Source organism: Rhodococcus sp. 05-340-2 (assembly GCF_002258915.1).
Classification (GTDB): domain Bacteria; phylum Actinomycetota; class Actinomycetes; order Mycobacteriales; family Mycobacteriaceae; genus Rhodococcoides.
Map to the genome: position 1 here is coordinate 96,616 of NZ_NOYU01000042.1, position 24,897 is coordinate 121,512.

General features: G+C 65.3%; 21 protein-coding genes. 12 read left to right on the forward strand and 9 right to left on the reverse strand.

What is annotated here, in order from left to right; all coding sequences use genetic code 11:
- Positions 1–105 precede the first annotated feature (105 nt).
- Complete coding sequence (locus CH271_RS25630; protein WP_037192738.1) at positions 106–693, forward strand: TetR/AcrR family transcriptional regulator C-terminal domain-containing protein; 588 nt, start codon at positions 106–108, stop codon at positions 691–693.
- 4 nt (positions 694–697) lie between these two features.
- Here CH271_RS25630 and CH271_RS25635 read toward each other — a convergent pair whose 3' ends face one another.
- The 3 genes from CH271_RS25635 to CH271_RS25645 all read right to left on the reverse strand — a co-directional run bounded on the left by CH271_RS25635 (position 698) and on the right by CH271_RS25645 (position 3,858).
- A complete protein-coding gene (locus CH271_RS25635) occupies positions 698–1,105 on the reverse strand; it encodes an META domain-containing protein (protein ID WP_179274616.1) in 408 nt (135 codons plus the stop codon).
- The gene (gene secA2, locus CH271_RS25640) at positions 1,098–3,401 is read right to left on the reverse strand and encodes an accessory Sec system translocase SecA2 (RefSeq protein WP_094635423.1); all 2,304 of its coding nucleotides are present in this window, start codon (positions 3,399–3,401) and stop codon (positions 1,098–1,100) included. The genes CH271_RS25635 and secA2 overlap by 8 nt, the downstream gene beginning before the upstream one ends.
- Positions 3,402–3,468: 67 nt before the next feature.
- A complete protein-coding gene (locus tag CH271_RS25645) occupies positions 3,469–3,858 on the reverse strand; it encodes a hypothetical protein (RefSeq protein ID WP_094635424.1) in 390 nt (129 codons plus the stop codon).
- A 62-nt stretch (positions 3,859–3,920) separates the two neighbouring features.
- Between CH271_RS25645 and CH271_RS25650 the strand changes: the two genes are divergently transcribed.
- The 4 genes from CH271_RS25650 to CH271_RS25665 all read left to right on the forward strand — a co-directional run bounded on the left by CH271_RS25650 (position 3,921) and on the right by CH271_RS25665 (position 6,688).
- Positions 3,921–4,301 carry a helix-turn-helix transcriptional regulator gene (locus tag CH271_RS25650; protein WP_256986557.1) on the forward strand — a complete coding sequence of 127 codons (381 nt, stop codon included), beginning with the start codon at positions 3,921–3,923 and terminating at the stop codon, positions 4,299–4,301.
- A gap of 70 nt (positions 4,302–4,371) precedes the next feature.
- Positions 4,372–4,773 carry a GntR family transcriptional regulator gene (locus CH271_RS25655; protein WP_037192750.1) on the forward strand — a complete coding sequence of 134 codons (402 nt, stop codon included), beginning with the start codon at positions 4,372–4,374 and terminating at the stop codon, positions 4,771–4,773.
- Between the two features lie 17 nt (positions 4,774–4,790).
- On the forward strand, positions 4,791–5,630 hold the full coding sequence (locus CH271_RS25660) for an ABC transporter ATP-binding protein (RefSeq protein ID WP_441347155.1): 840 nt from the start codon (positions 4,791–4,793) through the stop codon (positions 5,628–5,630).
- On the forward strand, positions 5,627–6,688 hold the full coding sequence (locus CH271_RS25665) for an ABC transporter permease (RefSeq protein ID WP_094635427.1): 1,062 nt from the start codon (positions 5,627–5,629) through the stop codon (positions 6,686–6,688). The genes CH271_RS25660 and CH271_RS25665 overlap by 4 nt, the downstream gene beginning before the upstream one ends.
- 55 nt (positions 6,689–6,743) lie before the next feature.
- Here CH271_RS25665 and CH271_RS25670 read toward each other — a convergent pair whose 3' ends face one another.
- The gene (locus tag CH271_RS25670; protein ID WP_094635428.1) at positions 6,744–7,520 is read right to left on the reverse strand and encodes an SIR2 family NAD-dependent protein deacylase; all 777 of its coding nucleotides are present in this window, start codon (positions 7,518–7,520) and stop codon (positions 6,744–6,746) included.
- Positions 7,521–7,567: 47 nt separating this feature from the next.
- Between CH271_RS25670 and CH271_RS25675 the strand changes: the two genes are divergently transcribed.
- On the forward strand, positions 7,568–8,164 hold the full coding sequence (locus CH271_RS25675) for a CHAP domain-containing protein (RefSeq protein WP_094635429.1): 597 nt from the start codon (positions 7,568–7,570) through the stop codon (positions 8,162–8,164).
- Between the two features lie 6 nt (positions 8,165–8,170).
- On the opposite strand, the gene CH271_RS25680 is transcribed toward CH271_RS25675, so the two are convergent.
- A complete protein-coding gene (locus CH271_RS25680) occupies positions 8,171–9,169 on the reverse strand; it encodes a GGDEF domain-containing protein (protein WP_094635430.1) in 999 nt (332 codons plus the stop codon).
- Between the two features lie 16 nt (positions 9,170–9,185).
- Between CH271_RS25680 and CH271_RS25685 the strand changes: the two genes are divergently transcribed.
- Complete coding sequence (locus CH271_RS25685) at positions 9,186–9,983, forward strand: MerR family transcriptional regulator (protein ID WP_094635431.1); 798 nt, start codon at positions 9,186–9,188, stop codon at positions 9,981–9,983.
- Positions 9,984–10,512: 529 nt separating this feature from the next.
- Here CH271_RS25685 and CH271_RS25690 read toward each other — a convergent pair.
- Positions 10,513–11,727: an MFS transporter gene (locus tag CH271_RS25690; RefSeq protein WP_094635432.1), complete on the reverse strand. Its 1,215-nt coding sequence runs from the start codon at positions 11,725–11,727 to the stop codon at positions 10,513–10,515.
- A 293-nt stretch (positions 11,728–12,020) separates the two neighbouring features.
- On the opposite strand from CH271_RS25690, the gene CH271_RS25695 reads away from it, so the two are divergent.
- The 4 genes from CH271_RS25695 to treZ are packed head-to-tail and all read left to right on the forward strand — an operon-like array spanning position 12,021 to position 20,667.
- Positions 12,021–14,168, forward strand: coding sequence for an acyltransferase family protein (locus tag CH271_RS25695; protein WP_094635433.1), 2,148 nt, complete (start codon positions 12,021–12,023; stop codon positions 14,166–14,168).
- 56 nt (positions 14,169–14,224) lie between these two features.
- Complete coding sequence (glgX, locus tag CH271_RS25700) at positions 14,225–16,516, forward strand: glycogen debranching protein GlgX (protein ID WP_094635434.1); 2,292 nt, start codon at positions 14,225–14,227, stop codon at positions 16,514–16,516.
- 3 nt (positions 16,517–16,519) lie between these two features.
- Positions 16,520–18,895: a malto-oligosyltrehalose synthase gene (treY, locus tag CH271_RS25705; protein ID WP_037192766.1), complete on the forward strand. Its 2,376-nt coding sequence runs from the start codon at positions 16,520–16,522 to the stop codon at positions 18,893–18,895.
- Positions 18,896–18,921: 26 nt separating this feature from the next.
- Positions 18,922–20,667, forward strand: coding sequence for a malto-oligosyltrehalose trehalohydrolase (gene treZ / locus CH271_RS25710; protein ID WP_094635435.1), 1,746 nt, complete (start codon positions 18,922–18,924; stop codon positions 20,665–20,667).
- Here treZ and CH271_RS25715 read toward each other — a convergent pair.
- A complete protein-coding gene (locus tag CH271_RS25715; RefSeq protein ID WP_094635436.1) occupies positions 20,640–22,187 on the reverse strand; it encodes an MFS transporter in 1,548 nt (515 codons plus the stop codon). The genes treZ and CH271_RS25715 overlap by 28 nt on opposite strands.
- 137 nt (positions 22,188–22,324) lie before the next feature.
- Between CH271_RS25715 and CH271_RS25720 the strand changes: the two genes are divergently transcribed.
- Positions 22,325–22,849, forward strand: a complete 525-nt coding sequence (locus tag CH271_RS25720; RefSeq protein ID WP_094635640.1) for a TetR/AcrR family transcriptional regulator — start codon at positions 22,325–22,327, stop codon at positions 22,847–22,849.
- Between the two features lie 29 nt (positions 22,850–22,878).
- Here the strand turns inward: CH271_RS25720 and ilvA are convergent, their stop codons facing one another.
- Both ilvA and CH271_RS25730 read right to left on the reverse strand, forming a co-directional pair.
- Positions 22,879–24,234 carry a threonine ammonia-lyase IlvA gene (gene ilvA / locus CH271_RS25725; RefSeq protein ID WP_094635437.1) on the reverse strand — a complete coding sequence of 452 codons (1,356 nt, stop codon included), beginning with the start codon at positions 24,232–24,234 and terminating at the stop codon, positions 22,879–22,881.
- A gap of 106 nt (positions 24,235–24,340) precedes the next feature.
- Positions 24,341–24,775 (reverse strand): nitroreductase family deazaflavin-dependent oxidoreductase, encoded by a 435-nt coding sequence (locus CH271_RS25730; protein ID WP_094635438.1) that lies wholly within the window; start codon positions 24,773–24,775, stop codon positions 24,341–24,343.
- Positions 24,776–24,897 lie beyond the last annotated feature (122 nt).

A 24,897-nucleotide genomic window follows, 5' to 3' on the forward strand; every position in this document is an offset into this window, starting at 1 on the left:
AACGGCATCATCATTGAACACCGTTCAAGTTGAACGGCGTTCACGTTAGGCACCGCGCTCGGCTACTGTCAAAGCGAAGACGCGTCGAACGACTTGGGGGTAGCAGTGCAACTGAACAGGCAGGACGTCCTGGACGGCGCGATCGCCATTCTCGACGAGTACGGCCTGGCAGACCTGACGATGCGGCGTCTGGCGACGTCCCTGCACGTGCAGCCGGGCGCGCTGTACTGGCACTTCCCCAACAAGCAGACGCTGCTCGGTGCCATCGCCGACCACATACTCTCGGGTGCCGATGCACCGTCGACCGAGGATTCGTGGGACGCACAGATCGCACAGATCGCGCACCGGCTGCGCGATGCTCTGCTTTCCCGACGCGACGGTGCGGAATTGGTGGCCGCGACCTACGCGTCGAGGCTGACCACCAACCACATTCGCGAACGTATTGCCGCCGTGTGCATTCGCGCGGGACTGCCGCGCCGCGATGCGGAACTCACCGCCGACACGTTGTTGTACTACATCCTGGGTCAGACCGTGGACGAGCAGTCACGACTCCAGATGGACTCGGTCGGAGCCCTCACGCCCGACGCGTCGCCGCTTTTCGAGAGTCCCGACCCGACGAGCAGATTCGATTTCGGCCTGAAACTCTTCCTCGACGGAGTACGCCACACCGCGGCGGACCGCATCCGCCGCTGATCGATCAGAATTCCGCGAAGACGATGCGCTGACTCCCGTTGTCCAAGGTCATGGTGCCGTTGTCCCGAGACCACAGTGGAGTGGAGGTCAGGAAAGCCGACAGCCACATGTCCTGCTCCATCAACGCCTCTGGGCAGGCCATCCGCGTCGACCCGAGGGAGTCGACGGTGATCCTGCCCTGCGAGGTGTCCACGGTGCCGAACAACCTGTTGCACCCCGCCTCGGCCGAGATTCGGTCGTCGACGAACTCGAGCCTGACCGTCGTTCCGGCGACCGGCGTGTAGGAGTCGGGTGCCTCGATCGACGAATACGTCTTGCCTGCCGGGAATTCGCCGTACGAGTCGGCGCACCCGGAGGCCACCGCACTCGCACCCAACGCGAGAGCGAGAAACGCGCGCCGCGCGTCAGCCACCGAAAATCGGCCCCAGACCGGCCGCACCGGCATTTCCGCGGGACGCGAACGGGTTGTCGTGCACCATGTACGTCCAGGTCGACGTCGGTCGACGCAAGCCGGCTTCGTCCAGATCGATTCCGTCCGAGGTGATTTCGGCCGACTCGAACGTCGCGTGCGAGAGATCCATCGCCTTGGAGGACACCGTCTTGAACGCCTCGACCGCGATACGGTGGTACTCGTCGAGTGGATTCTCTCGGCCCAGTGCGCGTAGGTGGATGCTCTCGCGCACGTCGGCGAGGTGCGCGAGGTAGTCCGACCAGGATCGATCGAGGTGGTAGAGAACGATCTGGCGGGCGACCTCGACCAGAGTCTCCTCGGAGACGGTCTCGCGAAGTTCCTTCGAGCGCGTCGGTGCGTGCTGCTCGAGCAACGTCAACGCCTCGTCGGAGTCGAGCAACGTGGCCCGTCGGCGATCCAGGATCTCACGGTGCTGAGCCGTCAGCTGGTTGTAGCGCCACGTGCGCGAATGTATTTCGAGCATCTGCCCCTCGGCGATGCGTTGTGCATGATCGACACGGTCGGCCGCTGCCGACGAGGTGAACTTTCCGCTGTCGTCGATACCCTTCGGTGCATCCTTGTCGCCGATGTTGTTCGCGACGACGTCGTCCTCCCAACTGCCGAAGAACAGTGACCGGCCTGGATCACCCTGCCGGCCTGCGCGTCCTCGAAGCTGATTGTCGAGTCGCTCGGTGGTGTGTCGACCGGTGCCGAGAACGAACAGTCCGCCGAGCTCGGCGATACGTTCGCGATCGGCACCGTCGGGACCACCGAGCTTGATGTCGGTTCCGCGCCCGGCGATCTGAGTCGACACCGTCACCGCGCCGTGCACACCCGCCGCGGCGATGACCGCCGCTTCCTCTGCGTCGTTCTTGGCATTGAGCACCACCACCTCAACGCCCGACGCGGTGAGCGTCTCGGCCAGCGCCTCGGACTCGGCGACATCGTGGGTGCCGATGAGAATCGGCTGACCGGTCTCGTGAATGTCCTTCACCTGCAGCGCAATTGCAGCGTTCTTGTGCTCGATCGTGTCGTACACACGGTCGTCTTCGTCGACGCGCACCGTCGGCACATTGGGCGCAATGACCGAGACGCCGAGGCCGTAGAACGTGCGAAGCTGCTCCCCCGCCGCCATGGCCGTACCGGTCATACCGCACACCGTTGCGTACCGATTGATCAACGCCTGCACGGTGATGGTGTCGAGAATTTCACCGGTCTCGGTGGGGGCGAGCCCTTCCTTGATCTCGACCGCGGCCTGCAACCCGTCCGGCCAGCGCTGCAGTTCGGCCACTCGGCCACGCGAGGCGTTGATCAGCTGCACCCGGCCGTCACGGACGATGTAATCGACGTCGCGCTGCACCAGCACCTGGGCGTGCAGTGCCACATTGACCGCCACCAACGTCGTCCCGACGTGATGCTCGGAGTACAGATCGATTCCGCCCAGTTCCTTCTCCATCCGCAGCGCGCCCTCGTCGGTGAGGAACACGTTGCGTCCTTCCGCATCGGTGTCGAAATCGACTCCCTTGTCCAACAACCGGACTGCCTCCATGACCGTCGATGTCGAGACGTCACCGGAGACCGAACCGGCCAACACCAGCGGCACGAGCGCCTCGTCGACCAGCACGGAATCGGCCTCGTCGATCAGGGCAACGTCCGGCACGGGCGCGACCAGATCGTCTCGATCGTTCACCAGATGATCGCGCAGAACGTCGAAACCGATCTCGTTGACCGAGGCATAGCTGATGTCGCAGGCATAGGCGGTGCGTCGATCCTGTGCCGTCGACGACTCGCCGATGGAACCGACGGTGATGCCGAGGGACTCGAACAGCGGCTGCATCCACTGCGCGTCACGCTGCGCGAGAAAATCGTTGACCGAGATGACGTGCACCGAGCGCCCGGACAGCACGTATCCGACGGCAGCGATGGCACCGGCCAACGTCTTGCCCTCGCCGGTCGCCATCTCCACCACGTCACCGGCGAGCAATCGCACGGCGCCGTGCAACTGCACATCGAAGGGCCGTAGGTTAAGCGCACGCTCGCTCGCCTCGCGCGTCAATGCCAGATACCGCGGAACGTCGAGACGCTCGGCATCGTCGACGCGCAGAGCGGTCGCCTCGGAGGCCAACTCGCTCTCGCTCAGGGCAGCTGCCCACTCCGCGTGCTCCTGGGCTCGGTCGACGCGTCGAAGCGAGGTGCTCTGCGCCTTCTGCGCTGAGCGGCCGAGTACACGCCAGAATCGGTCGGAGCCCAAAGCCATCTGTAATCCCTACCTGAGAAAGAAGAACCGTTCCCACCCACAGTACCGAGTGCGGCCCCACCCAGCGCTAGGCATCGAGCGGCGTCGTCACCGCGATCCGGCGCGTGCCGTCGTCCAGCGTCACCACCTGATAGGCATTGCGCTCGGTTCCCACCGGCGAGCCGTCGGAGTCGAGGTTCTCCAGAAGAAGATGCCCGACCCAGATACCCGGCACCTCTGCCTCGGTGACGATGTCGCGGGCCCGCACACCCTCTATTCCGCGCGACCGATAGTAGGTCTGCCCCTGCCGAAAGAATTCTCGAGTCTGCTGCGGATCGGCGATCGCCGCACATCCACGTGCCGTGACCGCCAGAGCCGGGTAGTTGTAGATCTCGGCCAGACCGTCGAGATCACCCGAGGTCAGGTACCCCGTATAACGAGCGAAGAAGCGGTCGATCGATTCGGTGTCAGGTGTCATATCGACAACGGTAGGACTCATTCCCGTCAGGGCTGTGTCGGGAATCGGGAAGAATTCGAACGGTGCCGAAGGAGAATGCGCCCCGGTCGCTCGACAGCGTGCTCACCCTGCGCCGTGTCGCGCGTCAGCAGCGGATCGTCGAATGGCTGGGGTCGGCGGCTGCGCCGTTGACCTCGCCCGAACTCGCGCAGCGGCTCGGGGTTTCCGTGCGCACCGTCGAGCGCGACCTCGCCCGGTTGCGTGAGTCCGGGGTTCCTGTCGATGCAGCGCCAGGTGTGCACGGCGGATCTCGGCTGACGAGTGTCGCCACGCCCCGGCCAGTGCGATTGACCGCCCCCGAGATAGCAGCACTCATCGCCAGCCTCGCCGCCCTGGGACCCAGCGAAACTGACAGTGCCGCATCGGCAATGAGCGCTCTGATCGAGGCATTGACCACCGAGTGACCGTGAGATCTGGACAAACCGAGGAGTCCGCATTACCGTCTTCCACTAATCAACTAGTGAAAGGGTCTTGATGATCGCGTACCGCATCGATCGTCGGTCCGGCATCCCCACCTATGTCCAGCTGATACTGCAGACCAAACAGGCCCTACGCCTCGGATCACTCACCGTCGGCGACAAGCTCCCGACGGCGAAAGACGTGGTCACGGCACTGGCCATCAACCCGAACACCGTGCTCAAGGCCTACCGCGAACTGGAGCGCGAAGGCCTGGTCGAACCACGGACCGGATCGGGAACCTTCGTCGTCGCCTCGCTGGCGAAACCCGGCATGGCCGAAAGGTCGGCGCTCGAGGCCGAACTCGGCCGCTGGATTCGCCACTGCCTCGCAGCAGGACTGGACAGACCGGACCTTGAGGCCATCGTCACCGCAGCACTCGACACACAATTCGACCGACCCGAAGGAAGCGATTCATGACCGACGCGGTTCTCACCATGGACGAGGTGGTCAAGTCGTTCCGACGCAGGGCCGTACTCGACGGCTGCTCGTTCGACATCGAAAAAGGAAGCGTCACAGCACTCGTCGGCTCCAACGGTGCAGGTAAGTCGACTCTGATGTCATTGGCAGTCGGGCTGCTCGCACCGGACGCCGGATCCATCCGAGTGCTCGGCGAGGTCGTGGGCCAACGCGGAATAGCGCCCGGCCTGTCCTATCTGGCCCAGCACAAGCCCCTCTACCCCCACTTCACCGTCGACGACATGCTGCGATTCGGCCGAAACACCAACGTGCACTGGGACGATGCCTACGCCGCCGAGCTCGTCGATGCGGCCGGAATCTCCGTCTCGGCGCGAGTGAAAGCTCTCTCCCCCGGTCACCGCACCCGCGTCGCGATGGCTCTGGCGCTGGGCCGACGACCGGAGGTACTTCTACTCGACGAGCCGCTCGCAGACCTCGATCCCGTCGCCCGACGTGCTGTGGCCCGAACGCTGATGCGCGACGCAGCAGAGAACGGCACGACGATCGTCCTGTCCTCACACGTTCTGTCCGAACTGGTCGACGTCGCCGATCGACTACTCCTGTTGCGCGACGGGAGAATTCGACTCGACGGCGAACTCGACACCATCACGGCCGAGCACTACCTGCTCGTCGGGAGCACCGATGCCGAACCCACCGTCGAGGACGGGACCATCGTCTCCGACGTATCCGGTTCCAGCGCAGCAGTGTTCGTCGTCCACGGCACCCGGCCGGAGACGACGCCACCGGGCTGGAGCGTCGAAGACGCCACCCTGGACGACGTCGTGCTCGCCCACCTCGGAGCGGCGGTAGCGGCATGATCTGGGTGACGTGGAGACAGTTCCGCGCGACGATTCTGTTCGGAGTGCTGACCCCACTGCTGTTGGCGGCCATCACGATTGCCATCACGCTGATCGACGGCGGTGTGGCACCGATTCCCGCGCTGCAGGGCTGCCTCGGGATCGGTGAGGACTACTGCACAGCGGAGACCGCGCAGAGCCTGGCGATTCTTCTCACGATCGCCCTCCCGGTCGTGCTCGGAACTTTCGTCGGGGTCACCGTGTTCTCCCGCGATCTCGAACGTCGAACTCACGTACTCGGTCTGACCCAATCGGTGAGCAGACGACGGTGGTACGGAGTGCGCGTGCTCGTCGTGTTCGTACCGACGATGCTCGCCATGGCACTGCTCGGCTGCGCCCTGTACTGGGCGAAATATCGAACTTCCCCAGGATCGTTCACGTTCATGAGCACCGGCGAATCGCGCTTGGATTTCCCGACATTCGGGGCAACGGGGTTCGTAGCAGGCGCGTACACGGCTGTGGGACTGATGCTCGGCGCAGCATGCGCGCTGGCCACGAGGAACACGATCGCCGCGATGATCACGACCCTCGTCGTGTCCACTGCGTTCCTGGCGCTGCTGCCGACGCAGATCCGCGAGCACTACGCGAACCCCGAAGTCGAGCGACTGACGGTGGAGCAGAAGGTGGGCGACATGTACGGCGGCACCCCTGACTTCTATCTGCCGATGGATTCGATCAGGATCTATCCGCGGTGGAACGTCTCGTCGGACTACGTCGATCGACACGGTGATGCCGTAGCCATCGACCTGCAGCAGTGTGACTGGCCCGACGACTACCGAGACATGAGCGAATTCGAGACGGTCGCAGAATACGAGCAGTACTCCGATCGTCAGCGCGCGAACAACGCCAGAATCGAGATCGACTGCATCCGCGCCCAGGGTGCCGAGGCTTTCGAGACGAAGTACCACGAGGATCGACTGTTCTGGCGATTCCAAGCGATGGAGACAGCCCTGACCCTGGTGATCGCCGGCCTGTTCGGTGGGCTTTCACTGCTCCTGGTTCGGCGGCTGCGCCCGTGACGGCAGGTCCGTCATCAGACGAAGCGGCGAGTGGCCACCGGCCTGATGTGGCGGATCAGAGTTGAGCAACCAACGCAGGCAATCCCGTCGCGGCCGTGGTGCGCCACCGGTGATCGGCCATGTCCGAGACCTCGGTCTCGACCGGGTTGATCTCGACCACCGTCGCTCCGGCGCTGCGCGCGATCGCAGGCAGCCCGGCGAACGGGTACACCACTCCCGACGTGCCGACGACGAGAACGAGGTCGGCAGTGCGCACCGCGTCCTCGGCCGCCTCCCACGCGGCCTCGGGCAGCGATTCGCCGAACCACACCGCTCCCGGCCTGATCAACCCACCGCACAGCGGGCACTCCGGCGGCGGAACCCGCTGATCGGCCTCGGCCGGAGCGTCGGCGGCACCGTCGAACTGCGCTCGTACCCCACAGTCGCTGCAGTACGGCTCGAACAGGCTGCCGTGCACGTGCGCGAGGACTGTGGCGCCCGCCCTCTCGTGGAGGTCGTCGACATTCTGGGTGGCGATGTCGACGTGCGCGCGGGCCTGCCACCGAGCCAGTGCCACGTGACCGGCGTTGGGCTCGGAGCGTCGGACCAATTCGGCTCGCCATCGATACCAGCCCCACACCAGGTCACTGTCGGCCAGCCACCCCTCCGGGCTGGCGAGATCCTTGGGGTCGAAGTCCTTCCACAACCCGCTCTGGGCGTCCCTGAATGTGGCGATCCCCGACTCGGCGGACATGCCTGCGCCGGTCAGTACGGTGATCCGCGACGCCTCTCGCGCGGAGTCCACGACAGGCTGCGGAACGGCAACGGGCGACTGATTCTCGGAAGTGGTCACACGGTCATTGTGCCGAGCGGTGTGGCACGTCGCGCTACCGTGGTCGCATGAGCATCGACACCACCGCGCGCACTCGACGACGCTGGCCCCTGTGGTCGGCGGCCTGCGCCGCTGTCGTCGTCGTGGTGGCGGTCGGAATTCTGTGGCTGGCACCGAGCCGGTATCTCCCGTGGGACACCGAAGCCTTCCCCGATGTGAACGCAGGCGAGCTGACCACCGATCAGGCCCGTGTGGTCGAACTCCTCCGTACCGAGCACGAGCAGCAGCGGCCGGGGACGTTCTACGCCGAGGGCGTCGACGAAGCGTGGTGCGCGGATTTCGTCAGCTGGATCATGAAGGAGGCGGGCCTGCCGTTGTCGAACCCCAATTCGGGTTCGTGGCGGATTCCCGGCGTCTACACCCTGCAGGAGTACTACCAGGAGCAGGGCCGATTCGAAGCGGTCGGCGACTACACGCCCTCGGTGGGCGATGTGGTGCTCTACGACAACGCCAGCTGGGCCGGCCAGCACACCAACGTGATCGTCGCGGTGGACGGCGACGAGGCCATCACCGTCGGCGGCAACGAAGCCGGCAAGATCAGGGTGCACACGCTGCACTACGCATCCGATTCCGGGGTCGTCGGATTCGGTCGTCTGCAGAACTGACGGTCGTCACGTCGGAATCGCGGCTGCATCCCCGTACGAACGCGCACCACCGTCGCGTTTCGCTCGGTAGAGCAACATGTCCGCGCGGTCGAAGCAGTCGTCGACGGACTCCCCCACACGCAGTGTCGTGTAGCCGGCCGAGAATGTCTGTCCGTCGGGCACGACCGCCGACAACTCGGCAAGCACGGCCGACATGGTCGTCGGACCCACATCGGGCATGACGACAGCGAATTCCTCACCGCCCCACCTGGCGATGGAGGCTCGACTGCCGAGCAGGTCCTCGGCAGCAGCAGAGAACTGAATCAACAGCCGATCTCCGCGTCCGTGACCGTACTTGTCGTTGTACGACTTGAATCGATCGAAGTCGACCATCGCCAGAGCCAGTGCGACACCGGCAGCACGCGGTGTCGTCAACTGATGCAGCCGATCGCGCCATCCACGCCGGTTGAGCAATCCGGTGAGGGCATCGGTGTGCGCGGCCTGGCGGAGGTCGTCCTCGAGGCGCCGACGATCGGTGATGTCGTGCACGACGGCCATCGTCCACCGAATGCCCCCAGGGCCGGGGACCTCACTGGCCGAGATCCACCCCCACCGCACCGTGCCGTCCGGATGCAGGTAGCGCTTCTCGACGTGGACCGATTCCCCACGCGCCTTGGCGTCGTCCATGATCTGTTCCATGGCGGCGTGCTGGGCCAGATCGTCGGGATGGGTGAATTCGCGAGAGGACCGGCCGGCCAACAGATGACGCGGACAACCGACAATTGCCGCGTACGCCTCGTTCGCGAGAACCAACAGTCCGTTCTCGTCGGCCAGTGCCAATCCGACCGTGCTGGCCTCGAACATCTCCCGATACCAACGATCGGTGTCGACCATCTTCAGCCAGGTCTCTTCCTCGAACAGTGCGAACCACGTCGAATCGCACGGACCACCGAGAATACTCGGTGCGTCGCACAGGGGCCGCCTGTGAGCAGGGCGCTGCCGATCTTGACCTTGACGTAGCGTCACGGTTCACACTGAACACATGAGAATCGGATCCCTGGCCGACGCCGCCGGAACGACACCTCGAACAGTGCGGCACTATCACCGTCTCGGCCTGCTCGGTGAGCCACGCCGTCTGTCCAACGGCTATCGCGAGTACACGATCGACGACGTGGTTCGACTGATGAGAATCCGCTGGCTTGCCGACTGCGGAATGCCTCTCGGCGCAATAGCTGCCGCCCTCGACCGGTCCGAGGCGGACGAGAGCGACGTGGTCGCCGATCTACGCGCTCTGTTGTCCGGTATCGAATCGCAGCAGAAAGCTCTGGCGCACCGGCACACTCGCTTGTCGGCCCTGCTCGACGACGCCGTCGAGCATCGTCCACTGACCGCGCTGCCGCGCGATGCGGCGGACACACTGGCCGCGTTGATCGATGCCGCTGCCGAGACCGACCGCGAAGCGCTGCTCCGTGAGCGTGACCTGCTCGAGGTGATGGCGATCTCGGGCACCGTCCCCTCGTCGTTCTTCGAGTCGATGACAGCGACGCTGGCCGATCCCGACACCCGGGTGAAGTACCTGGCGCTCCTGCGCAGATTCAGCGCGCTCGAAGGCCGAGGGGTCGACGATGCCGCAGCCGACATCGATTCGCTCGCAGCAGAATTGGCGTCGGTGCTCGATATTCCCGCTCTCGTTTCGGCGGAGCCGGAGGTCTCCACCCACGAGACCGGCCCGCTGAGTATCGACGACATCGTGCCCGATCCCGCTCAGCGCGCAGTGAGCATCGAAGCCATCGCACGTCTGCAGACCAGCGAACCCAGCCGCCCCGGTGCTGCTCGATGACGGTCCACACCCCGGTCCGGGTCGGCAGATGGCACGCATTGCTGCTGTGGGGCCGTCGACGGCATGCGCCGATCGGCGCGGATTCGGCAGTGTTCACCGCGGTACGTGGAACTCTTGCGATGCCGGTGATGTTCGGCGTCGTCACCGTCATCGAGATGGTCGTTCTGCACCTGCTGATTCCGGTGCTGTGGATCAGTGCAGTCCTCGCAGCTCTGTCGGTGGCGTCACTGATGGTGCTCACCTCGTCGGTCGCGCTGGCCCGCGTCCATCCTCACGTTCTTTCGCCGACCACGCTCACTCTGCGAACCTCCGGGAAGGTCGTCGCGACGGTGGACCGAGCGACCATCGTCTCCGCCCGAATCCACCGCCGCTACGGCGTCGTGTCGCCGACGCTCGACGGCGGCCGACTCGTCCTACCGAATCAGGACGGCACCACCGTCGACATCGATTTGTCCTGCGCTACAACGGTTGCCGTGCCCGCGCCCCTGCAGCGGTGGAGGGTCGAGGGCAGCGCCCACTCCTTCGGCCTTCAGGTGGACGATCCCGCGGCACTGGTTGCAGCGCTCGGTCGGCCCGCCCCCGCGATCGGATTCGCGTCGGCGCGTCGGAGCAGACCGGTCGCGAACAACAACACCATCAAGGCAGCCGCCGTGATGCCGGATCCGGCCCAGATGGGCGAGGTGTAGCCGAGACCGGCCGAGATCGTGACACCGCCGAGCCACGCGCCCAACGCGTTTCCGAGATTGAACGCGGCGATGTTCGCGCCGGACGCCATCGTCGGAGCGTCGGATGCGAACGACATCACCCGCATCTGCAGCCCCGGGACCGTTGCGAAGCCGAACGCACCCATGAGCACGAGAGATGCGATCGTCGCCGGACGACTCTCCGCGGTGAGCGCGAAGGAGACGAGTACGACGGTCAGCGCACCGAGCAGAATCGTCAGCGTGCCGGTGAGGTTGCGGTCTGCCGCCTTGCCGCCGAGATAGTTGCCGACGAACAACCCGCCGCCGAACAGCACGAGGAGCCACGGCACCGAACTCGACGCGAAGCCACTGACGTCGGTGAGCGTGAACGCGATGTACGTGAACGCACCGAACATGCCGCCGTACCCGAGCACCGTGACCACGATGGACAGCCATACCTGCACCGATCGGAACGCGCGCAACTCTCGCCGCAGATTGCTCACCTCACCGCTCCCGGTGTCGCGAGGAACGAGGGCGGCGATGCCGATCGACGCGACGATGCCGATCACCGTGATCGCCCAGAACGTCGAGCGCCAACCGTGGTTCTGACCCAGGAACGTCCCGAACGGAACTCCCAGGACGTTGGCGGCGGTGAGGCCGGCGAACATCATGGCGATGGCTCCGGCCTTCTTCGCCGGCTCGACCAGGCTCGCCGCGACGACGGCACCGATGCCGAAGAACGCTCCGTGACACAGCGCTGCGACGACGCGGCCGAACAGCATCATCTCGTAGCTGCTCGACAGTGCGGAAACGAGATTGCCGACGATGAACAGGCACATCAGTGCGAGCAGGACGTTCTTGCGAGGAAACCGTGTCACGGCTGCGGTGACGAACAGTGCCCCGACGACGACGGACAGCGCGTAGCCGGTGATGAGCCAGCCGGCGGTGGCCTCGGTGACCGCGAAATCGGCCGCGACTTCGGGCAGTAGGCCCATGATGACGAATTCGGTCAAACCGATTCCGAATCCCCCGATGGCGAGGGCGAGCAAGCCGAGTGGCATGTCTGAACTCCTGAATGGAAGATGCGTACGCATTTATCGAGCTATCGCGTTTAGTTGCACGCGCTTTATAAATGCTTGCATACGCCTCATACATGCGCAAGCCGTACGATGCGCAATGCGCCCGAAACCGCCCCCGAACTGGGCCGATTGCGGCAAAGCAGACTCCGAGGAGTACTTCACCTCACGTACACGTATTGTTTGCCCCAGAATCCCGGTCTCATCAAGATCGGGTACCACCGTCCGCGACCCCCGACCGAGTGGTCGATACACAGCCGGGAAGTCACTTCTCCTCCATGCACGTACCCCACAGCAGAGCCGGCACCGATTCGGTCGCCGATACCTCGGCCCCGGTTGTTGCGGCTCAGGGGGATGCAGATTCTCCGCCCAGCGGTACGCACCGGCCACCGCAACGCCGAGATCTCAACGGCCTGCGCGGTGTCGCGATCGCCCTCGTTGTCGTCTTCCACATCTGGATGGGTCGGGTCTCGGGCGGCGTCGATGTATTCCTGACCCTGTCCGGCTTCTTCTTCACCGCATCTCTGCTTCGATCGGCCGAGGCCGGGGCAAGCCTGAATCCGTTCACCCGGATCACGCGGGTGCTGCGCAGGCTCGGGCCTCCCCTGCTGATCACATTGCTTGCGGTTGCCGTCGCATCGGTGTTCCTGCTGCCGCGCACTCGTTGGGCCGACCTGGGCGATCAACTGGTATCCGGTGTCTTCTACTACGTGAACTGGCAGCTGGCGACGACGGCCAACGACTACCTTGCGGCCGACCCCTCGGTGAGCCCACTGCAGCACCTGTGGTCGGTGGCCGTGCAGTTCCAGTTCTATCTACTGGCCATTGCCGTCGTGTTCGGTCTCGCGTGGGTACGACGCACCGTGCGTCCCGACGGACCACGAAGCCTCCGACCGCAGACGTTCGCGGCGATATTCGCCGCGATAGCGGTGGTGTCCTTCGTCTACGCAGCGGACGGTGTGCAACGCCATCAGGCGTGGAACTACTACGACACCGGTGCGCGGCTCTGGGAGATCATGCTCGGTGCCGCGGTCGCCGCCGTGTTCGCCGCACGAAGCCACGGGCCGACCGAGACGTCGTCGCGATACCCCCGCTCGTCGTCGACCGTGCGCTCGGTTCTCGCCGTGCTCGGCATGACCGTCATCGTCGGGTGCGGCTTCGTGGTCGACGGAGTGACTGCCTTTCCCGGCCCCCTGGCCCTCGTTCCGGTGTTGGCCACCATCGCGTTGATCGTCGCCGGCTCCGAGACCGCCGTCGCGGCCACGCTCTCCAATCGGTTCTTCGCCTGGGTCGGATCGATCGCGTTTCCGCTGTACCTGTGGCACTGGCCGCTGCTGATCTTCTATCTGTCGGCCACCGGCCGGCCCCACGCCGACGTACTCGGCGGTCTCGGCATCATCGGAGCCTCGGTCGCACTGGCATGGCTCACCGTCCGTCTCGTCGAGCGCCCCACCCAGTCGAGCACGTTCACTCCAGGACGCATCGCGGTCACTGCGACCGCGGCGATCGCCGCCGTCGCAGTGACGGCCGGCTCCGTCGCATGGAACGTCCACATCGATCGGTCGATCACCGCGGTGCAGGCGGATGGATCGGTCGACGAACTGACTCACCCCGGAGCGCTCGAGCTGACCGACGGGATTCGCGTGGAGCCGGCCGACGTCAGTCCGCCGCTCTATTCCGCTCCCGAGGATCTCCCCGTCACCACCCTCGAAGGCTGTATCGCGGATTTCGAGACCCGGGACGCGATCTCCTGCACCTACGGCGACGTCGACTCGGACCGGACGATCGTGCTGGCAGGCAGTTCACATGCCGAACACTGGGTGACGGCCCTCGACACACTCGGCCTCCGGCACGGCTTCAAGGTCGTCACGTTTCTCAAGATGGGCTGTCCGTTGAGTGCGGACACGATGCCGATGCTCGGCCCCAACGAGTACCCCGACTGCCTGGATTGGACGCAGACCGTGCTCGCCGACGTGGCCGCGATGCAGCCGGACTACGTGTTCACCACCGCCACCCGCCCCCGAGAGGACGTTCCCGGCGACTACACCCCCAACTGGTACGCCTCTGTGTGGCAGCAACTGATCGGCGACGGAGTGGGAATACTGGGTGTCAGGGACACCCCGTGGCTCGCGTATCGGGCTATCGACTGCCTCGCGGACGGCGGCACGGCCGCCTCGTGCGGTATCCCGAGGGACGAGGCGTTGGACCCCGTCAACCCGGCCCTTGCCTCCTCGTTCCAGCTGCCCGGGTTCTCTGCTCTCGACCTGTCCGACGCAGTGTGCGACGACACCGTATGCCGCGTCGAGCAGGGCAACGTTTTGATCTACCGTGACGAACACCATCTCACCGCAACCTACGTGCGAACCCTCACCACCGAGCTGGGCCGACAGATCGGATCGGCCACCGGCTGGTGGGCCGGACCGTGAGCGGAGCGGCTCGCGCTCGGTAAGCCCGGGCCCACCCGTCACAGTAGGGTTGATCCATGCTGCACGAAGCCTCCGACGACACGCCTGCCATCGCAGTATGGCCGGGATCCGCTTATCCGCTCGGCGCGACCTACGACGGAGCAGGAACCAATTTCGCACTGTTTTCCGAGGTCGCGGAGGCCGTGGATCTGTGCCTGATCGCCGACGACGGAACCGAGACCCGCATCCGCTTCGAGGAGTCCGACGGCTACGTCTGGCACGCGTATCTGCCCACGGTGGAACCGGGTCAGCGCTACGGCTACCGCGTGCACGGCCCATGGGATCCGGCAGCCGGGCACCGCTGTGACCCGAGCAAGCTGCTCGTCGATCCGTACGGCAAGGCGTTCGAGGGATCGTTCGACGGCGACCGATCGCTGTTCTCGTACAACATGGACGCGCCGGCTCCCGAACCCGAGGCCGAGGTACGGATCGACGAGGAATCCGTGGATTCACTCGACACCGAGGCACCGTTCGAGGACACCACCGATCTCGCCGATCCCGACGACGAGATCATCGAAGACGCTCCCATCGCGCACGACGACGCGTCGAACAGGGACTTCCCCCAGCACGATTCGCTCGGACACACCATGACCACCGTCGTGATCAACCCCTTCTTCGACTGGCAGGCCGATCGCGCCCCCAAGCGCCCGTATCACGAGACGGTGATCTACGAGGCCCACGTCAAGGGCATGACGATCAACCATCCCGACATCCCCGAAACCGAGCGCGGCACCTACGCAGGCCTGGCGCATCCGGTGATCATCGACCACCTCAACCACCTCGGTGTCACGGCCATCGAGCTGATGCCGGTGCACCAGTTCATGCAAGATCAGGTTCTGCTTGACAAGGGACTGCGAAACTACTGGGGCTACAACACATTCGGCTTCCTGGCCCCACACGCCGAGTACTCCTCACACAAGTCCCCCGGTGCCGCGGTCACCGAGTTCAAGGCCATGGTTCGTTCGTTCCACGCCGCCGGCATCGAGGTGATCCTCGACGTGGTCTACAACCACACGGCCGAGGGCAACCACATGGGCCCGACCATCAGCTTCCGCGGCATCGACAACGCCGCGTACTACCGGCTCGTCGACGGCGACCTCGAGCACTACATGGATTACACCGGTACCGGCAACAGCCTCAACGCGCGACACCCGCACACGCTGCAGCTCATCATGGACTCACTGCGCTACTGGGTCACCGAGATGCACGTCGACGGATTCCGCTTCGACCTCGCGTCCACTCTGGCTCGCGAACTGCACGACGTCGACCGCCTGAGCGCGTTCTTCGATCTGGTGCAACAGGATCCGGTCGTCAGCCAGGTGAAGCTGATCGCCGAACCCTGGGACGTCGGCGAAGGCGGCTACCAGGTCGGTAACTTCCCCGGCCTGTGGACGGAATGGAACGGCAAGTACCGCGACACCGTGCGCGACTACTGGCGGGGCGAGCCGGCCACGCTGGGCGAGTTCGCGTCGAGACTGACCGGATCCTCGGATCTGTACGAGGCCACCGGCCGTCGCCCCGGTGCCAGCATCAACTTCGTCATCGCGCACGACGGGTTCACCCTCAACGATCTGGTGTCGTACAACGACAAGCACAACGACGCCAACGGCGAGGACAACAACGACGGCGAGAGCCACAACCGCTCGTGGAACTGCGGCGTCGAGGGCCCGACGGACGATCCGGAGATCCTCGACCTGCGTGCTCGCCAGATCCGCAACATCATGGCGACGTTGCTGCTCAGCCAGGGCACGCCGATGATCGCCCACGGCGACGAGATGGCGCGCACTCAGCAGGGCAACAACAACGTCTACTGCCAGGACTCCGAACTGGCCTGGATGGACTGGTCGTTGGCCGAGAAGAACGCCGAACTGATCGAGTTCACCCGCAACGCCATCGCGCTGCGTGCCGAGCACCCGGTGTTCCGGCGTCGACGGTTCTTCGAGGGCCGTCCCATTCGAACCGGCGAGCAGGCCCGAGACATCGCCTGGCTCACCCCCGCGGGCGAGGAGATGACTCCGGAGGACTGGGACAGCGGATTCGGCAAATCGCTCACCGTGTTCCTCAACGGTGACGGAATCCCGGAACCGAACCAGCGCGGCGAGCGCGTGGTGGACGACTCGTTCCTGTTGTGCTTCAACGCACATCACGAGACCATCGAGTTCGTGACCCCGGACGGAAACTACGCCAAGGAGTGGACGGTGGCGCTGAACACCGCGTCGCGAACCGGGACAAGTGAGAAATCGATCGAAGCGGGTACACCGGTGGAAGTCACCGCTCGTTCCTTGCTCGTTCTACGAAAGACTGCCTGACATATGCCGCTGCCCACCAGTACATACCGGTTACAACTGCGGGGCGATGCCTTCACCCTGGCCGACGCCTCCGATGTGGTCGATTATTTACACGACCTCGGGGTCACCCACCTTTATCTGTCGCCCATCCTCACTGCGACCGAGGGCTCGACCCACGGTTACGATGTCACCGACACCTCGACTGTCTCGGCCGCACTCGGGGGCCGAGAGGCATTGACGCAGTTGCATTCTCGTGCTGCCGAACTGGGCATGGGGATCATCGTCGACATCGTGCCCAACCACGTCGGAGTGGAGGATCCGCGGCAGAACGGATGGTGGTGGGACGTACTGCGGCGTGGTCGCGACTCGGAGTACGCGACGTACTTCGACATCGACTTCGGAGCCGACAACGGCGTCGACGGCAAGATCGCCATCCCCGTCCTGGGTAGCGCGAGCGACGTCGGCGAGCTGACCGTCGACCGCTCCGAGGACCAGCCTCTGCTCGCGTTCTACGAGCACCGCTTCCCTATCGCCGACGGCACGGACAGCGGCGACGCGCAGGCCGTGCACGACCGTCAGTCGTACCGACTGGTGAGCTGGTCCGACGGGCTGATCGGGTACCGACGGTTCTTCTCGGTGAACGGCCTGGCGGGAATTCGGCAGGAAGACCTCGACGTCTTCACCGACTCCCATCGTCAGGTGGCCGGTTGGATCGAGGACGGTCTGATCGACGGACTTCGCGTCGACCATCCCGACGGTCTGGCCGACCCCGCCGGCTACCTCACCGAACTACGCGGACTTCTCGGCCCCGATCGGTGGCTGGTCATCGAGAAGATTCTCGCCGACGGCGAACCGTTGGACGAGTCGCTCCCCGTCGACGGCACGACCGGATACGACGCCCTGGCGGCAGTCGGCGGAGTATTCGTCGACCCCGAGGGCGTGCACGCACTCACCGCGTTGTCCCAGGTGCGCTCGGGCATCGCCTACGACAGCGAGACGCTGCACGAGACGGAACTCGACCTCAAGACCGGTGTCGCCCGCGGGGATCTGTCCCCCGAGGTACGACGGCTCGCGCGGGCCGTCGTGCGCGAGTCCGGCACGAGCGTCGATCTCGAGTCCGTCATCGACGCGATCGTCGCCGTCGTCGCGGCCGTTCCCGTGTACAGGACCGACTACGCGCCGCTCGCCCGCGTCCTGCCCGGCGTGATCGCGGAGATCGGCGAGGAGCAGCCCGAACTGGCAGCCGGCCTCGGTGCGTTGACGACAGCTCTCATCGGCGGTGCCGAATCGCCGGTGCGATTCGATCAGGTGTGCGGTGCCGTCACCGCCAAGGGCGTCGAGGACTGCTTGTTCTATCGCGCCAACCGGCTCATCTCGCTGCAGGAGGTCGGCGGCGATCCCAGCCGATTCGGTTGCAGCACAGAGTTCTTCCATCTCACCAATGCGGACCGCGCGAAGCGTTGGCCTGCTGCGATGACCACGCTGTCGACTCACGACACCAAGCGAGGCGAGGATGTGCGAGCGCGCATCGGCGTGCTGTCGCAGACTCCCGAACTGTGGGCCCGATGCATCACCGACTGGGAAGAACTGGCCCCGAGTCCAGACGGCACCACTGGAATGTTCCTGTGGCAGAACCTGTTCGGAGTCTGGCCGACGGACGGCGTGGTCACCTCCTCGTTGCGTGAACGCGTCCACGCATACGCGGAGAAGGCGATCCGCGAGGCAGCCCTTCGCACGACGTGGACCGACCCGGACGAGGAATTCGAGTCCGCGGTACACAGCTGGCTCGACGCGATCTTCGACGGTGCCGTCGCGCGTTCGATGTCGATGCTCGTCGAGAAGCTCGCTCCGCACGGCCATTCCGACGCACTGGGTCAGAAACTGCTGAACCTGGCCGGGCCCGGTATCCCCGATGTGTACCAGGGCACCGAGTTGTGGGAGGACTCGCTCGTCGACCCCGACAACAGACGGCCCGTCGACTACTCGGTCCGTCGATCGATGCTCGCCGCGTCGAACTCCGCTGCACTCTCGGTCGATACGGGTGCTGCCAAGCTCGCCGTCGTTCGCTCCGCACTGCACGTGCGACGCGAGCGACCCGAAAGTTTCGTCGGCGGAACCTACACCCCCATCGTCGCGAACGGATCCGCAGCCGAGCACCTCGTCGGATTCGCGCGTGGCCCACTGGCCGGCAACGCCGACGTGATCGCACTGGCCACCAGACTCTCACTCGGCGTCTCCGAGCAGGGTTGGGGTGAGACAACCGTGTCCCTGCCCGACGGCCGCTGGCGCGATCGGATCACCGACGTCGAACACACCGGCACCGTGTCGGTGGCCGAGGTATTCGCCTCACTCCCGGTCGCACTTCTGGTGCGCGACAACGAAGAAGCGGTGACACAGTGACATCGACAGCAGCGACATCGACAGCAGTGACATCACCGGCAGCGACTCGTCGGTTCCAGGTCTGGGCACCGACCCCCGAGACCGTCCGCCTCCAGCTCGACGACACGGTGCATCCGATGCAGCGCTCCTCGAACGGGTGGTGGCACGCGGATGTCGACTGCAGCCCGACGAGTCGTTACGGCTTCCTGCTCGACGACGCAGACAAGGCGCTCCCGGATCCGCGGTCGCCTCGGCAGCCCGACGGCGTACACGAGCTGTCCCAGGTCTTCGAAGTCGATCCGACGCTGTGGACCGACGCGGCCTGGACCGGACGGCAACTGCCCGGCTCGTCGATCTACGAGCTGCACATCGGCACGTTCACCGACGAGGGCACGTTCGACGCGGCCATCACCAAGCTCGATCATCTGGTCGACCTCGGCGTGACGTTCGTGGAGATCATGCCGGTCAACGGGTTCAACGGCGTGCACAACTGGGGCTACGACGGTGTGCTCTGGTACACCGTGCACGAGACGTACGGCGGCCCGGAAGGCTTGCAGCGCTTGGTCGATGCCTGCCATGGCCGCGGCATCGGCGTCGTTCTCGACGTGGTCTACAACCACCTCGGCCCGTCCGGCAACTACCTGGACCGCTTCGGCCCGTACATGACCGAGGGTGCCAACAGTTGGGGCCAGGCGATCAACTACGCCGAGGCCGACTCGGGCGAGGTGCGACGCTACGCCCTCGACAACGCGCTGCGGTGGTTCTCCGAGTTCCACATCGACGCGCTGCGACTCGACGCAGTACACGCGATCGTCGACCACACTGCGGTGCACCTGCTCGAACAGCTGTCGATCGAAACCCGAAGCCTCTCGGCACATCTGGGTCGGCCACTGACCCTGATCGCCGAGAGCGATCTCAACGATCCCATGCTGATCACCGCTCGGTCGGGCGGCGGTTACGGACTCGACGCCCAGTGGGACGACGACATCCACCATGCGATCCATGCCGCGGTCTCCGGTGAGCGGCAGGGCTACTACGGCGATTTCGGTTCGCTGCAAGGGCTTGCGAACACGCTGCGGCAGGGCTTCTTTCACGCCGGAACGTACTCGAGTTTCCGCGGCCGTATCCACGGTCGCCCGCTGGACACCCGACGAATCCCGGCCAGCTCCCTGGTGACCTACACGACCACGCACGACCAGGTGGGCAACCGTGCGATCGGCGATCGACCGGGCTTCTACCTCTCCCCCGGCCAGCTCGCGATCAAGGCCGCCCTGGTGCTGACCTCGCCCTACACTCCGATGCTGTTCATGGGCGAAGAATGGGGAGCGTCGACGCCGTTCCAGTTCTTCACCTCGCACCCCGAGCCCGAGCTGGGCAAGGCCACCGCAGAGGGGCGCAAAGCGGAGTTCGCCGAGCACGGTTGGGACAAAAGCGACATCCCGGATCCGCAGGATCCCGAGACGTTCACGCGATCGAAGCTGAACTGGGCCGAGCTGGGCGACGGCGATCATGCGCGACTGTTGGCCGTCTACCGCGATCTGTTGCGGCTGCGTCGTGACCGGACCGAACTGACCGATCCGTGGCTCGACCACGTGAAGGTGGAGTACGACGAGGACGCGAAGTGGATCGTCGTTCGCCGAGGCCGCATCAGCGTGGTGTGCAACCTGTCCGAATCCGCGGTGACGGTGCCGGTCGGCGGCTCCGCACTGCTCGAGTGGGAGCCGACGACCTCGGACCGGACCGGCTCCGCCACCACGGTTCCTGGTCACTCCGTCGTCGTGCTGGAGTCCTGACGCCTACGTAGATTGACCAGGACGAACACGGCGGTGATCGCCAGCACCACCGCGGTGGCGACGGCCGCGACATGCATGCCCGACACGAACGCAGCATGTGCGGAATCGAGCAGAACCGTCGCCACCGAGTCCGGCAACTCACGAGCCACCGCATCCGCTCCGCCGAGTGTCTCGCCTGCCTTGGCTCCGAGCTCGGGGGTCAACTGAGTGACGTCGATTCCGCGACGGAAGATGGCCATCACCACGGTGCCGAGCACGGCGACACCCAGCGCGATACCCAGCTCGTACGCGGTCTCCGACACCGCCGAGGCAGCTCCCGCTCGTTCGGGTTCGACGGAGCTGACGACCAACTCGGAGGTCAGCGTCAGCGCGACACCGACTCCCGCTCCGACGAGGACGAATCCGGCGATGAACAACGCCGGGCCGCTGTCGGTTGCGAGGCCGACCAGGAGGCCTGCGCCCGCGGCGGCCACGAACATCGCGACGCCGAGAACCGTTCCCGCGCTGAAGTATCGAACCAGCACCGCAACCAGCAGTGAGGTGACGATACTGGCAGCCGTGCCCGGTAGCAGCAGCAATCCGGCTTCGAGCGGGCTGTTGCCGAGTACGAGCTGCAGGTACTGCGAGCCGAAGAACAGCACCCCGGCGAGGGCGAACACCGACAGGAAGTTCGTGGCGACGCCCGTCGAGAACGCCCGGTTCGCGAACAGCCTCAGTTCGATCATCGGCGCGGCGAGGGTCCGCTGCCGGCGGACGAACACGAAGCCGGCGATCACACCGATCACGGCGGAGAGCAGGTACACCACGTCGAATCCGTGCGCTGCGGTTTCTTTCACCGCGAACACCACGGGCACGATGGCGAGCATCGACAGCGCCGAACTCGTGAGGTCGAAGCGGCCCGGATTCGGATCCTTGGACTCGGGAATCACCAGTGGCCCGAGCGCGATCAGCACGATCATCACGGGAATGTTGATGAGAAACACCGAGCCCCACCAGAAGTGCTCGAGCAGCCAACCGCCCACGAGTGGACCGGCCGCAGCACCGCCACCCGCCATCGCGCCCCACACGCCGATGGCGGCGACACGCTGACGCGGGTTCAGGAAGATGGTCCTGATCAGGCCGAGCGTCGCGGGCATCAAGGTCGCGCCGGAAATACCTTGCAACACCCGCGCGGCGATGAGCATCTCGGCGCTGGTCGACACAGCGGCGACGAGCGAGGCGATGCCGAAGCCCGCTGCTCCGATCAGCAGCAGTCGGCGACGGCCGATGCGATCGCCGAGCGTGCCCATGGTGATGAGCAGGCCGGCCAGGACGAACGAGTAGACGTCGATGATCCACAGCAGCTGGTTGCTGGTCGGTGCCAAGTCCGAACTGATGAACGGCAGTGCCAGATCGAGGACGGTGCCATCGACAGCGATGAGCAGCACCGCGAACGCCAGCACCACCAAACCGAGCCAGTCCCGAGGGGTCGCCCGGTGCTCGGATCCCCCGGCTACCTCGTGCACCGATCCGGTGCGCATGTCACTCACTACATCTCCTACGTTCTGCGCTCGGTGCGCCGGCGATGGCCGGGTCCGAAACGCCTGCGAGCACCAACCGTCCAGCCGGTACAGTGATCGAGAGTACCGCGAACCGTCCAGCCGGTAAAGTGACTTTCATGTCATCGGACACCCGCGACCGAATACTCGACGCACTCGAATCGATGCTGATCGAACACGGCATGACCAAGGTGACCCTCGACAGCGTCGCCGCCGCCGCAGGCGTCTCCAAGGGCGGTCTGCTCTATCACTTCAAGACCAAGGACGCGCTGATCGCCGCCATGGTGCGACGACTCGGTGCCCAGGCCGACCAGCAGCGCGCCGACGCCGCAGCAGGCGGAACCTCGGTGGCCGAGTGGTATCTGCAACCGCCCGACTCCATCTCCGAGAAGGAGATTGCACTGTATCGATCGACCCTGGCCGCGTTACGCAGCGTCGACGGCAATTCCGGCGAGGTGCAGGACGCCGTCACCGAGATGATGCGGTTGTGGGACGAGGGTCTGCGCACCGAGATCGACGATCCGGTCCAGGCCGAGATCATCAGACTCGTCGGCGACGGGATCTACCTCGGTGCCCTCCTCGATCTTCCGGGAGTGGACCCCGACCTGCATCGACGGGTGGTCGATCGCCTTCTCGGCCGGTGACTTCGCGCGGGTACGTTCGGTGTGCCGACTCAGGTCAGATAGCGGTACACCGGGGAACCCGGCTCCAGCTGCTCGACGTGCAGGTGCGAATCCCGCATGCGTTCCAGAAGCGGGCCCAATCCGCTCGCGAACCCGAGTTCGATGCCGACCAGTGCGGCACCGGTCTCCCGGTTGTTTCGCTTGACGTACTCGAACAGCGTGATGTCGTCCTCGGGGCCGAGTACCTCGTCGAGGAATCGGCGAAGCGCTCCGGGTTCCTGCGGAAAATCCACCAGGAAGTAGTGCTTGAGCCCCAAATGCACCAGAGAGCGCTCGAGGATCTCGCCGTATCGGGAGACGTCGTTGTTTCCACCCGAGACCAGGCACACGACGGTACTGCCGGGGGCGATGTCGAGGTGTTCGAGCGCAGCCACCGCGAGTGCACCCGCGGGCTCGGCGATGACGCCCTCGTTCTGGTACAGCGCCAGCATCGCAGTGCAGATCGCGCCCTCGTCGATCTGCGTGATCAGGAACGCACCGGGGCCTGCACTGTCGAACACCGGCGCGGTGAGCAGCGGCAACGACGCGTGCGAGACCACGCTCGCGCCCAGCGACCGCAGCGCGGCGTACGGCACGTCTCCGATGCGGCGGACGGCAGCTCCGTCGACGAACGGATCGATGTCGGAGAGCGTCACCGGGCCACCGGCGATCAGTGCGGCGGTCATCGACGCGGCTCCGGACGGCTCGACGCCCACCAGTGAGGTCTGCGGTGCTCGCTCGCGCAGGTAGCTCGAGATGCCCGCGATGCATCCGCCGCCGCCGACGGGCATCACGACGACGTCCGGCGCGCTGCCGAGCTGGTCGACTATTTCGGCGGCGATGGTGCCTTGGCCGGCCACGGTACGGGGATCGTCGAACGGCGGCACCATCGTGGCACCGGTACGAGCGACGTCCTCGGCCGCCGCTGCGGCAGCAGCGTCGAACGTGTCCCCGATGACGATGAGATCGACGAACTCGCCGCCGTGCACCCGGATTCGGTCACGCTTCTGCTTGGGGGTGTTGGCCGGGACGTAGATCCGCCCCCGCACCTGCATCGTCCGGCACGCGAACGCGACGCCCTGAGCATGGTTGCCTGCACTCGCCGTCACCACGCCCACGGAGCGCTCGGCGTCCGTCAGCTGATCCATCAGGTTGTATGCGCCGCGAATCTTGTACGACCGCACGATCTGCAGGTCCTCGCGCTTGAGGTAGACCTTCGCGCCCGTCTCCGCAGACAGTCGCTCGCACAGCTGCAGGGGCGTCGCCGCCACCACCGAAGAAATTCGCACGGCAGCGGCATCGATGTCGGCAGCGGTGACGGCTACCGACGATGAGTGCTGGGAGGCGAGTTCAGGGGATGAAGACACCAGGACATGCTGCCACCAGCGTCGAACGGTTGCCCATCCGGGACCGTTCCACGCTGGACACCGGGTCGTTCCGCAGGCTCGACTCCGGAACGCCGGCGACGCCGTTTCAGGCGCGTGAGAGTACGAGAACAGGTATCTCGCGGTCGGTCTTCTTCTGATACTCCGCGTAGTCGGGGTACGCGGCAACCGAACGTTCCCACCACACGGCCTTCTCGTCGCCGGTCACTTCGCGTGCGATGTAGTCGTGCTTGTCCGGACCGTCCTGCAGCTCGACGAGCGGCTCGGCCTTGACGTTGTGGTACCAGACCGGGTGCTTCGGTGCTCCGCCGAGCGAGGCGACGATGGCGTACTCGCCGTCGTGTTCGACCTTCATCAACGGCGACTTGCGCAGCTTGCCGCTCTTGTTGCCCTTGGTGGTCAACAGCACCACCGGCATGCCGTTCATCATCGTGCCTTCGGTTCCGCCGGAGTTCTCGTACAGCTCGGCCTGCTCGCGGGCCCAGTCGGATGAACTCGGTTCGTATTCTCCTGTCAATGGCATGACTTCGAGTGAACACCTCTCGCGGGCGTGACGCCACGAGATCGATCACATTGCCAGGCCCGAGGGTCAAGTTCGGTGTACCGAATCTTTTGTTGGGTATAGTCTGAACTTCCTGCAGCGGA